Raw genomic sequence first — 9,988 nt, forward strand, 5'->3', positions numbered from 1 at the left:
AAATTCGGCGGGCGGATGGAGGGGATCGACCGGGGGTTGCGGGAGAACGGTCTCTCCTACCTCCTCTTCCTCCGACTGGTCCCGGCGTTCCCCTTCTTCCTGGTCAACATCGCGTGCGGAGCCACCGGCCTGCCGCTGCGTACCTACGCCCTCGGAACGCTGGCGGGGATCGTTCCGGGGAGCCTGGTGTTCGTCAACGCGGGGGCGAGCCTTGCGGCCATCGAAAGCGTGAGCCAGGTCGCCGGCCCGCGCGTCCTAGGGTCGTTCGCGCTGCTCGCGCTGTTCGCCCTCCTGCCCACGATCATCAACGCCGTGAAGAAGCGGGGGGGAAATCGTTGATCGCTCGTTGGATGAACCGGGGGATTCTCGCCGCCTCCGGCCCGCGGATCGGGGAGCGCGGTCCGGGACATGGGACGACTCTTTACGGTTAGGGAGCGTAAGGATTTCCGCCGTGCCGCGACGGATGAATAGTGGAATCGGAAGCGGCGGGCGGCTGAAAGTCAGCGCCCCCGACGTCCGGCCGATCATCCAATGAATCGACTGGAGGCGAATGAGCCATGGAAAAATGGATGACAGTGACGATGGGAAGGGGAGAGTTTCTTCGGACTGCCCTGCTCCTGGCGGGAGGCACGCTGCTTGATCTGACGATCCCGCAGGATCGGGCGCGCGCCTCGGAGGTTCCGATAAGGATCTATTCCGCAGCTCAAAAGGGGTATGTCATGACGGAAAAAGTCATCAGGACGGAGAAGGAGTGGCAGGCTCGACTTTCCCCGGAACAGTTCCAGGTCACCCGGAAGAAGGGAACGGAAAGGGCGTTTACCGGGAAATACGCGAACCACAACGAGAAGGGGGTCTACCGGTGCGTGTGCTGTGAAACGGACCTGTTCCGCTCGGAGACCAAGTACGAATCCGGGACGGGATGGCCCAGTTTTTTCGCCCCGATCGCCAAGGAGAATATCCGCACCGAGAGCGATACGAGCTGGTTCTCGAAAAGGACCGAGGTCCTTTGCGCACGGTGCGATGCCCACCTGGGCCACGTGTTCGATGACGGGCCGAAACCGACCGGGCTTCGCTACTGCATGAACTCGGCGGCTCTTACGTTCGCCAAGGTGTAGATGGCGGGGAAATAAGGGGGGAACTCCATGTCGAAGCGAAACGTGTCCTTGATATCGATGATGTTGTCGCTGATCGTTTCCACCCCGGTCATGGCCGGGATTTTCTACCACACGGGTTTTCAAATTGCGGGATCGGAGGGAACGGCAATGGCGGGCACATTGGAGAATGGAGCGGCGCGTCGATCCGCGGCGATCCCTCGGATCGACGCTTCCCTGCCGGGAGTGACGGAGACAGCGACGTTCGCCTTGGGCTGATTCTGGGGTCCGGACTCCCGGTTCGGGAGTCTCCCAGGCGTTCTCCGCACCCGTGTCGGGTACACGGGAGGGTCGACGAAGGACCCCGCATACCACAATCTCGGGGACCACATCGAGACAATCGAGGTGGACTTCGACCCGTCCGTGATCTCCTATGGGAAATTGCTCGATCTCTTCTGGGCAAGCCATGACCCGCGGGAGCAGCCCGGGAGGCGGCAGTACATGTCCGCGATCTTTACCCACGGCGACAAACAGAAAAACCTGGCGTTCAAGGCGAAGGAGCGTGAAGCCGCCCGGAGGAGCGGAAAGGTCCACACGGAGATCTTGCCGGCGTCCACGTTCTACCTGGCCGAGGAGTATCACCAGAAGTATGCGCTCCGGGGGAGGTCGGAACTCATGAAGGAGTACGAAGCGATATATCCGGCATTCAACGATTTTCTTGCATCCAGAGCCGTTACGCGCGTCAATGGGTACGTGGCAGGTTACGGGTCGTGCGAGACCCTTCGGAAGGAGCTCGACGAACTCGGTTTATCCCCCGCGGGAAGGAAGCGTTTGGAGGATATCGTGTGTCCTCCGGGTGCCAAGAAGGAAAGGAGCACTGGGGCGGCATGTCCGGCGGGTTGATGCTCCAGGAGGGGGATCGTCACATGACGTTGAATTCGCCAATGGCGCGGGTTCTGATCGCGTGCCTCTTTGTGCTGCGGGCTCCTGTTCCTGAAGGAGCGCATGCGGAGGGAACGGAATGTCCCTGAAGGATCGGATCGCGGAATTCAATGCGAAACGGAACCGGCCGCCGGAGGTCATGGCGATCGTTCGCCGGGGGATCGACTACGTGAGGGAATCAGGGGCCGCTGGTCTGCGGATCGGGGAACGTGCGCCGGACTTCGCGCTCCCGAACCATCGGGGAGAGATGGTGCGCCTTTCCGACCGGCTGTCCAGGGGCCCGGTGGTCCTCAATTTCTACCGGGGCGTCTGGTGACCGTACTGCAACCTGGAGCTGGCAGCTCTGGCGAAGGAATTGCCCGCGATCCGGTCGCTCGGCGCGGACCTTGTGGCCGTGAGTCCCGAGCTCCCCGACAATACGCTCACGATGGCGGAGAAACATGCGATTCCCATCGACATACTCAGCGACGCGACGAGCGAGGTGATGAAAGCGTACCGACTCTGGTTCACGGTCCCGGCGGAGGTCAAGGCGCTGTACCTCGAGAAGTTCGGCATCAACCTCGAAAAGTACAACGGCGCCGGGCGGTGGGAGCTTCCGGTTCCCGCGACCTACGTGGTGGACCGGGACGGGATCGTCCGCGCGGGAGAGGCCGACCCCGATTATACGGTGCGCATGGAGCCGTCGGATATCCTGACGGCGATCCGGGACATACCAACCTGAAGGGAACGGGAGGTTCGGGATGGAGACGTATTACGACCCCGCCGATCTCGAGAGATTCGGCGATATCGGGAAGGACGCGCCGGAGCTCGCGAAGAAGTATTTCGACTATTACGCGGAGGTGTTCCGGGAGGGGGAATTGACCGCGCGGGAGAAGGCGCTGATCGCGCTCGGCGTGGCCCACGCGGTGCAGTGCCCCTACTGCATCGACGCCTACACGCGGGCGTGCCTGGAAAAGGGGTCGAACCTGGCCGAGATGACCGAGGCGCTCCACGTCGCCAACGCCATCCGGGGGGGCGCATCGCTCGTGCACGGCGTGCAGATGCGGAAGATCGCCGAGAGCCTGTCCATGTGACGGAGCCGGAATCGATGATGCCGTTCGCCGCGACCCTCGAGAAGCACGGCCTTTCCCTGGTCCGGGGAGAGGCCCGCGCCCTCCAGATCAACACGGGTCTCCTGTGCGACCGCCGCTGCCGGCACTGCCACCTGGAAGCCGGACCGGACCGTCGCGAGGTCATGTCCCGGGAGACCATGGCGGCGGTCATCGCCTTCGCGGAAAGATTTCCGTTCCGGGCCGTCGACATCACCGGCGGCGCTCCGGAGTTGGTTCCCGACCTCCCTTTTCTCATCGAGGGGCTGGTCCCGCGGACCGCGCGGCTGATGCTGCGGTCGAACCTCACGGCCCTTGCGGCTCCGGCCCGCGAAGAGATCCTGTCCCTGTGCGTCTCCCGGCGCGTCGTGCTGATCGCGTCGTTCCCGTCGACGAATCCCGCGCAGGCGGACGCGCAGCGGGGAGCCGGCTTCACGGAAGGAGGGATCACCGCCATCCGGAATCTGAACGCGGCGGGGTACGGCGTGGAGGGGTCCGGCCTGGAGCTGCACCTCGTCTCGAACCCGGTCGGCGCGTTCCTTCCCGCCCCTCAGGCGCAGGCGGAGGGGAAATTCCGGAGCGACCTGCTCCGGAAGTGGGGAATCGCGTTCAACGAGCTGTACACGTTCGCGAACGTTCCGCTCGGGCGGTTCCGGAGTTGGCTGGCGGAATCGGGGAACTTCGACCGGTACATGCGGACGCTTCAGGACGGGTTCAACCCGTGCACGGTGGAAGGGCTCATGTGCCGGACCCAGCTTTCCGTGTCGTGGGACGGCCACCTGTACGATTGCGACTTCAACCTGGCGGTGGGGCGGCACCAGGGAGAGCGGAAGTCGCACGTATCGGAGATTCGGGATTTGCCGTCCCCGGGGTCCCCGATCGCGGCCGGCGATTACTGCTACGCGTGCACGGCCGGCTCCGGCTTCACTTGAGGGGGCGCGATATCGGCCCCGGAGGGGCCGCCCCTTTCAGGATCCTCTCCTCGATGAAATCCGCGACCTGATCGGGCGCGTTGAGATCGAGGAGGGGAACGTCCACCGCAAGCGGCGCGTCGCTTACGACCGCAAGCAGCGCAGGGTCGTCGAATTCCCCGCGGCAGATCAGGGGAGCGTTCATCTCCTTCCGGCAAAGCTCGATCTTCGGCAGGGCGCTCTTCCGGAATCCCTCGACGAGCACCAGGTCCATGTCGCGGAAATAGCGGTCGATGAGTTCCTCCGCCGGGGGAGACTGGGGATGGTTCTTCACCAGCGCGAGCTTCTCCGACGACGTGATCAGCACGGTGGCCGCGCCGGCGGCGGTCAGGCGGTGGCTGTCCTTCCCCGGGCGATCGATGTCGAACCGGTGCGCGTCGTGCTTGATGGCGCCGACCCGGTACCCGCGCCCGGCCAGGATCGGCAGGAGCCGCTCCAGGAGGGTGGTCTTCCCCGTGCCGGACCGGGCGATGAAGGCGACGGCCGCAACGGTCATCGCGCGACTCCGCCCGGGAGGCCGCGCCCTTCCGCGGCCGGGAACCAGTGCCTCGTCCGGTTGCAGAACGCGCAGACGGAGAGCATGACCGGAACCTCCACCAGGACGCCGACCACCGTGGCGAGCGCCGCGCCGGACCCCGCCCCGTAGAGGGCGATCGCGGTCGCCACCGCCAGCTCGAAGAAATTGCTCGCCCCGATCAGCGCCCCGGGCGCCGCCACGTTGTGGGGGACCTTCAGCCACTTCATCAGCCCGTAGACCAGCGACGAGTTGAAGTACACCTGGATCAGGATCGGGACGGCGATCAGGAGGATGTGGAAGAAGCGGGTCGTGATGTTGTCCGCCTGGAAGGCGAAGATGCACACCAGGGTCGTGAGGAGGGCGGCAACGGCGAGCGGATGAAGGACCGAAACGAACCGGTCGAACCACGCCTGCCCCTTCGTCCGCAGCAGGACGATCCTCGACGCGACCCCCGCCCCCAGCGGGATGACGATGAAGAAGAACACGGAGTAGAGCAGGACGACGAACGGCACCGTGAGGGAGGAGGCCCCGCTGACGAGGAACGTCACGATGGGGGCGAACAGCACCAGCATGATCAGATCGTTGACCGACACCTGGACCAGGGTGTACGCCGGGTCTCCGTCGGTCAGGTAGCTCCAGACGAACACCATCGCCGTGCACGGCGCGGCGGCCAGGATGATGACCCCCGCCACGTACTGGTCCGCGAGCTCCGGCCCGATCCACGGCAGGAAGAGGTGCTTGAAGAAGAGCCACCCGAGGAAGGCCATCGAGAACGGCTTCACCAGCCAGTTGACGAAGAGGGTGACCATCAACCCCTTCGGTTTCCTGCCGATGTGCGCGATCGATCCGAAGTCCACTTTCAGCATCATCGGGTAGATCATCAGCCAGATGAGCACGGCGATCGGGATGTTGATCTGGCTCCCCTCGCCGAACTCCAGCGACCGGATGACCGAGATCGCGTCGGGGAACGCCTTTCCGAGAAGAATGCCCGCACCCATGCAGAGCGCGACCCAGAGGGTGAGATACCGCTCGAACAGGTTGATCTTTTTCGCTTCCGTCGCCGGGGTGGCCGCGACGGCCCCGGGGTTCGACCCGCTCATCCGCTTCTTCCTCCCGGCCGGTCAGCCGACCTCGAATATGTAAATCATTGAATAGTGGATTCCCGCAAGGATGAAGACGATCCCCGTCACCCGCCGGCCCCAATGCTCCACCTGGCGCATGCGGTCGTAGACCTGTCCGAAGGACCGGGAGCCGAAGGAGATCAGCCCGGCGAACAGCAGGACCGGCAGGGCGGTTCCCGCTCCGAAGAGAAGTGGAAACGCGACCGGGGATCGGTATTTCAGGGAGAGTGGGATCAGGCTTCCGAAGAAGAGCGCCGCGGATACCGGGCAGAAGGAAAGGGCGAAAGAGGCGCCGAGCAGCCCGGCGCCTGTCGCTCCTCCTTTGTCCGCCCGGCGGCGCACTCTCTCGGTCAGGCCGCCCCCCGTTGTTTTCCAGGACAGAAGCTCGAGGAGGATCATGCCCGTAAGGATCAGGACAGGCCCCAGGATCCGGTTCATGTGTTGTTGCAGAAAGCAGGACAGCACGGAGGAGGACAGGAGTCCCGCCACGAGGAGGGTGCCGAGCGCCAGATACGAGGCCATCCGTCCGGCCGTGTACGCCAACCCGCAAACGGCCGTTTCCCGGGGATCGGCGCCTTTCCCGATGTAGGAGATTGCGGCGATGTTCGTCGCCAGGGGACAGGGACTGATCGAGGTCAGGATTCCCAGCCACGCGGCCCATATCGCGCCGGGAACCCCCGTGTCCATCAGATCCTCTCCAGCGCCGACCGGACTTCGCTCCGGACGTACGTTTCCAGTTTCGGTACGTCCTCCACGAGGGCCCAGACGTCCGGAAGGTTTTTCGATCCCGCCGTTTTCCCGTCGCGCATTTCCACGAGGACCAGGGCGGAGCCTTCCAGCCGGAATTCATCGAGGAAATGACGGTTCTCCGGCCGGTCCACGTTCACGACCCGGAATCGCAGCCTGCCGCCGGAAAGTTCCTGACGGAACGTTTCCTCGATCGTCCGCCTGGATACCTCCTCGATCTTCCGGCACGAGGAGCAACGGACGTTCCCGACGAAATAGTAGGCGATGAGTCGTCTTCCGCCGATGGAGGCGTCCGCGGAGCCTCCCGCAGGCGGCCCGGAGGGGGCCGGTTTGCCGCGAAATTCCTTTTCCACGATCGTGCCGACACCGGCGGCGACGAACATCAAAAGGCCAATCGTCACGATCCGGCGAAATATCACGGCTTCACGCCCATCCGGGAAAGCCGGGCGGCGACTTCCTCGTATCGCATGACACCTGTTTTCCGGTACGCGACGTTTCCTGCGGGGTCGAAGAAGACGAGGTGAGGGATCGTTTCCACCCGGTATCGCGCCGCGAGAGCCGGCTCCTTGTTGACAAGGACCATCCGGACGATCAGCTTCTCCTTGTAGACCGACCGGACCTGGTCGAGGATCTCCGACTGGGTCTTGCACTGCCGGCACATCCCCAGCCCGAAATCGGCGATCAGCACCCGGTTCCTGCTCCGGGCCAGGCTCACGAGCTCGTCCTCCTCCGCGGAGGTCGATCCGGCCGGGCCGGGAAGCAGGAGGAGCAGGATCGCGATCCCGGTCCGAACCGCGGAAAGGAGCAACGCTGCCGCGCGTGCCGTCATCGGTGGTCCTCGCGGGAGGATGTCGGGTTGAAACGGAACCGGGATTCATGCTACTCTTACATATCGCCAGATGTCAATATGAAGGAGAGTCCATGTCGCTTCGGGAATACGAGATGGTGATGAAATCCGTGGCCGATCCGACCCGGGTGAGGATCCTCAAGCTCCTCGAGGCGGGAGAGATATGCGTCTGCCAGGTCGTCGCCATCCTCGAGCTCAGCCAATCCACCATCTCCAAGCATCTCTACCTGCTGAAGGTGGCGGGGCTGGTCAAGGAGCGGCAGGTGAAAAAGTGGGTCCATTACTCCCTGGACGGTTCGGAGGGATTCCCCTACGCGAGGAAGATGCTCGGCGCATTGAAGGGCTGGCTGAACGACGACGCGATGATCATCCGGGACCGGAAACGCGAGGTCCTGGCCAGGACGCTCGGGCCGATCGAGATCTGCGGGCGGGGAATGAAGCTGCCGTCGCGCCGGATCGCGGCCTGCCGTCCGGCCATCCCGGGAGAGACGGCGGGGTCGGAATGATCCGGCGAAATCCTTGAAGATCGCGATCCTCGGGCCCGGGTGCCCCAGGTGCCGACAGACGGCCGATGCGGTCCGGGAGGCGGTGGAACAGGCGGGCATCGAAGCGACGATCCACAAGGTCGAGGACATCCGGGAGATCGTGCGGTTCAAGGTGCTGATGACGCCCGCCGTCGCCATCGATGGCCTTGTGAGGATCTCCGGCAAGGTCCCGACGGTCGAAGAAGTCAAGGCGCTCCTGGCGGACGGCGGAAAGACATGAGCGAACGCCGTGAACGACAGACCTCCCGAAGGAACTCGGGAGCGACGGCTTCGATCGATCTCCGGGCAATCGCGAAATATCTCGGATCCGGCCTGCTGGCGACGGGAGCCTGGTGGCTGGTGTACCAGGGAATCTCCCCCTTCGCGAAATGGTTCACCTACTCCCTGCTGGCCCTTTCGCCGGGGACGCAATGGACATCGGCCGTCGAGTTTTTCGTCTTCGAGGCGCCAAAGGTCCTGATGCTCCTCACCCTGGTCGTATTCGCGGTGGGGATCGTCCGGTCCTACTTTACGCCGGAGAGAGCTCGTCGGATACTCGCCGGAAGGAGGGAGTCGGCGGGGAACGTGCTGGCTTCCCTGCTGGGAGTCGTCACTCCCTTCTGTTCCTGTTCGGCCGTGCCTCTCTTCATCGGGTTCGTCGCTTCCGGCGTGCCGCTCGGGGTGACGTTCTCTTTCCTGATTTCCGCCCCCATGGTGAACGAGATCGCCCTCGTCCTCCTCTACGGGCTGTTCGGCTGGAAGATCGCCGCCATCTATGCGGGGACGGGACTGGCGATCGCCGTGATTTCCGGGTGGGTCATCGGGCGGCTGGGGATGGAGAGACATGTGGAGGAATGGGTATACGCCGCGCCCGCGGGGGGCGACGATCGGGTCGACACGATGAGCGTCACCTGGCGGGAGAGAGTCCGATTCGGACTCGAGTCCGTCCGGGACATCGTAGGGAAGGTGTGGCCGTATGCGGTCTCCGGGATCGCCGTCGGCGCAGGGATCCACGGCTACGTGCCCGCGAACTTCATGGGAGGAATCATGGGATCGGGAGCATGGTGGTCCGTGCCGCTGACCGTCGCGGTCGGCATACCGATGTATTCGAACGCGGCGGGCATCATCCCGATCGTGCAGGCTCTCCTGGGGAAGGGGGCGGCCCTGGGAACGGTGCTGGCGTTCATGATGTCCGTGATCGGTCTTTCCCTGCCCGAAATGATCATCCTCCGGAAGGTCCTGAAGCCCCGCCTGATCGGCGCATTTGCCGGGATCGTCGGCACGGGAATCCTGATGGTCGGGTACCTGTTCAATTATCTGTTGTGAGGTCGGAATGGAGAGGAAGATACGCAACGTGCTGTTCCTGTGCACGGGAAACTCCGCCCGGAGCATTCTCGCCGAGTCGATCCTGAACCGGCTGGGGAAGGGGCGGTTCCGGGGGTACAGCGCCGGGAGCCACCCGAAGGGGGAGGTCCACCCTCTCGCCATGGAACTGGTTCGAACCCTTGAAATGCCGGTCGACGGGCTGCGAAGCAAGGGATGGGAGGAATTCTCCCGGCCGGACGCGCCCGAAATGGATCTCGTCGTCACGGTCTGCGACAACGCGGCCGGAGAGATCTGCCCGATATGGCCGGGGAAGCCGGTCAAGGCCCACTGGGGGATTCCGGATCCGGCGGCGGTGGAGGGGGATGAAACGAGGAGGAGAGCCGCTTTCCGCACCGCGTACCGGCGGCTGGAAAACCGCGTGCAGGCGTTCCTCCGCGGCATGCCGGCGGATCGGATGAATTTCCCGCCCGGGGAAACCCGAAAATCCGTTCGTACATCGAACAAGCCTAAGGTGGAGGATGCCGTCAATCGATTCGGGACCGCCTCGCCGCGGCCGCGGAAAGTTTCCGGTCCGGAGCGGGGTTCCGTCCGGCGTCGTTCCGCGCCGGGGGGGAAAGGGGATGGGAAGGTGAAGGCAGCGAAGAAGCTGACGTTGGCCGTGAAGCCGATTCCGGAAGGGTACCACACGATCACGCCGTACCTGACGGTGCGGGGAGCCGACCGCGCCATCGCGTTCTACAAGAAGGCGTTCGGCGCCGAGGAGATCGCGCGAATGCACCCTCCGGACGGCAAGACCGTGATGCACGCGGAACTG

Annotated in this window: 14 protein-coding genes and 2 pseudogenes; 11 read left to right on the forward strand and 5 right to left on the reverse strand. The window is 64.3% G+C overall.

What is annotated here, in order from left to right:
* The 7 genes and pseudogenes from HZB86_04390 to arsS form a co-directional block, all read left to right on the forward strand.
* A partial coding sequence (locus HZB86_04390; GenBank protein ID MBI5904777.1) for a TVP38/TMEM64 family protein occupies positions 1–339 on the forward strand: 339 nt, incomplete at its 5' end.
* Between the two features lie 380 nt (positions 340–719).
* Positions 720–1,115 carry a peptide-methionine (R)-S-oxide reductase MsrB gene (gene msrB, locus HZB86_04395; GenBank protein ID MBI5904778.1) on the forward strand — a complete coding sequence of 132 codons (396 nt, stop codon included), beginning with the start codon at positions 720–722 and terminating at the stop codon, positions 1,113–1,115.
* Between the two features lie 258 nt (positions 1,116–1,373).
* A pseudogene (locus HZB86_04400) lies at positions 1,374–1,994 on the forward strand (peptide-methionine (S)-S-oxide reductase).
* A gap of 118 nt (positions 1,995–2,112) precedes the next feature.
* Positions 2,113–2,349 carry a redoxin domain-containing protein gene (locus HZB86_04405; GenBank protein MBI5904779.1) on the forward strand — a complete coding sequence of 79 codons (237 nt, stop codon included), beginning with the start codon at positions 2,113–2,115 and terminating at the stop codon, positions 2,347–2,349.
* A gap of 39 nt (positions 2,350–2,388) precedes the next feature.
* A complete protein-coding gene (locus HZB86_04410) occupies positions 2,389–2,754 on the forward strand; it encodes a redoxin domain-containing protein (GenBank protein ID MBI5904780.1) in 366 nt (121 codons plus the stop codon).
* Positions 2,755–2,773: 19 nt separating this feature from the next.
* Positions 2,774–3,106 (forward strand): carboxymuconolactone decarboxylase family protein, encoded by a 333-nt coding sequence (locus tag HZB86_04415; GenBank protein MBI5904781.1) that lies wholly within the window; start codon positions 2,774–2,776, stop codon positions 3,104–3,106.
* Between the two features lie 14 nt (positions 3,107–3,120).
* Positions 3,121–4,053 (forward strand): arsenosugar biosynthesis radical SAM protein ArsS, encoded by a 933-nt coding sequence (arsS, locus tag HZB86_04420; GenBank protein MBI5904782.1) that lies wholly within the window; start codon positions 3,121–3,123, stop codon positions 4,051–4,053.
* Here arsS and mobB read toward each other — a convergent pair.
* From mobB to HZB86_04445, 5 genes are read right to left on the reverse strand one after another with little or no spacing between them, the layout of a single operon-like run.
* The gene (gene mobB, locus HZB86_04425; protein MBI5904783.1) at positions 4,046–4,588 is read right to left on the reverse strand and encodes a molybdopterin-guanine dinucleotide biosynthesis protein B; all 543 of its coding nucleotides are present in this window, start codon (positions 4,586–4,588) and stop codon (positions 4,046–4,048) included. The two genes, arsS and mobB, sit on opposite strands and share 8 nt — an antisense overlap.
* Positions 4,585–5,709 carry an ACR3 family arsenite efflux transporter gene (arsB, locus tag HZB86_04430; protein MBI5904784.1) on the reverse strand — a complete coding sequence of 375 codons (1,125 nt, stop codon included), beginning with the start codon at positions 5,707–5,709 and terminating at the stop codon, positions 4,585–4,587. Before arsB ends, mobB begins: the two co-directional genes overlap by 4 nt.
* A 21-nt stretch (positions 5,710–5,730) precedes the next feature.
* Entirely contained in the window at positions 5,731–6,417 is a 687-nt protein-coding gene (locus tag HZB86_04435; GenBank protein ID MBI5904785.1) for a sulfite exporter TauE/SafE family protein, read from the reverse strand.
* Entirely contained in the window at positions 6,417–6,878 is a 462-nt protein-coding gene (locus HZB86_04440; GenBank protein MBI5904786.1) for a hypothetical protein, read from the reverse strand. The genes HZB86_04435 and HZB86_04440 overlap by 1 nt, the downstream gene beginning before the upstream one ends.
* 14 nt (positions 6,879–6,892) lie before the next feature.
* Positions 6,893–7,306, reverse strand: coding sequence for a thioredoxin family protein (locus HZB86_04445; GenBank protein MBI5904787.1), 414 nt, complete (start codon positions 7,304–7,306; stop codon positions 6,893–6,895).
* Between the two features lie 92 nt (positions 7,307–7,398).
* Between HZB86_04445 and HZB86_04450 the strand changes: the two genes are divergently transcribed.
* The 4 genes and pseudogenes from HZB86_04450 (at position 7,399) to HZB86_04465 (ending at position 9,634) form a co-directional block, all read left to right on the forward strand.
* The gene (locus HZB86_04450) at positions 7,399–7,830 is read left to right on the forward strand and encodes a winged helix-turn-helix transcriptional regulator (GenBank protein MBI5904788.1); all 432 of its coding nucleotides are present in this window, start codon (positions 7,399–7,401) and stop codon (positions 7,828–7,830) included.
* 13 nt (positions 7,831–7,843) lie between these two features.
* Positions 7,844–8,089, forward strand: coding sequence for a TM0996/MTH895 family glutaredoxin-like protein (locus tag HZB86_04455; GenBank protein ID MBI5904789.1), 246 nt, complete (start codon positions 7,844–7,846; stop codon positions 8,087–8,089).
* The gene (locus HZB86_04460) at positions 8,086–9,174 is read left to right on the forward strand and encodes a permease (GenBank protein ID MBI5904790.1); all 1,089 of its coding nucleotides are present in this window, start codon (positions 8,086–8,088) and stop codon (positions 9,172–9,174) included. The genes HZB86_04455 and HZB86_04460 overlap by 4 nt, the downstream gene beginning before the upstream one ends.
* Positions 9,175–9,181: 7 nt before the next feature.
* A pseudogene (locus HZB86_04465) lies at positions 9,182–9,634 on the forward strand (arsenate reductase ArsC).
* The last annotated feature ends 354 nt before the right edge of the window (positions 9,635–9,988 follow it).

The sequence above is a fragment of the Deltaproteobacteria bacterium genome, from assembly GCA_016234845.1.
GTDB lineage: Bacteria > Desulfobacterota > Deferrimicrobia > Deferrimicrobiales > Deferrimicrobiaceae > JACRNP01.

Excerpts from the sequence above, each read along its gene's own strand:
- msrB (MBI5904778.1), top strand. The coding sequence starts at position 720 with ATGACGGAAAAAGTCATCAGGACGGAGAAGGAGTGGCAGGCTCGACTT.
- HZB86_04405 (MBI5904779.1), top strand. The coding sequence starts at position 2,113 with ATGTCCCTGAAGGATCGGATCGCGGAATTCAATGCGAAACGGAACCGG.
- HZB86_04415 (MBI5904781.1), top strand. The coding sequence starts at position 2,774 with ATGGAGACGTATTACGACCCCGCCGATCTCGAGAGATTCGGCGATATC.
- arsS (MBI5904782.1), top strand. The coding sequence starts at position 3,121 with ATGATGCCGTTCGCCGCGACCCTCGAGAAGCACGGCCTTTCCCTGGTC.
- mobB (MBI5904783.1), bottom strand. The coding sequence starts at position 4,588 with ATGACCGTTGCGGCCGTCGCCTTCATCGCCCGGTCCGGCACGGGGAAG.
- arsB (MBI5904784.1), bottom strand. The coding sequence starts at position 5,709 with ATGAGCGGGTCGAACCCCGGGGCCGTCGCGGCCACCCCGGCGACGGAA.
- HZB86_04435 (MBI5904785.1), bottom strand. The coding sequence starts at position 6,417 with ATGGACACGGGGGTTCCCGGCGCGATATGGGCCGCGTGGCTGGGAATC.
- HZB86_04445 (MBI5904787.1), bottom strand. The coding sequence starts at position 7,306 with ATGACGGCACGCGCGGCAGCGTTGCTCCTTTCCGCGGTTCGGACCGGG.
- HZB86_04450 (MBI5904788.1), top strand. The coding sequence starts at position 7,399 with ATGTCGCTTCGGGAATACGAGATGGTGATGAAATCCGTGGCCGATCCG.
- HZB86_04460 (MBI5904790.1), top strand. The coding sequence starts at position 8,086 with ATGAGCGAACGCCGTGAACGACAGACCTCCCGAAGGAACTCGGGAGCG.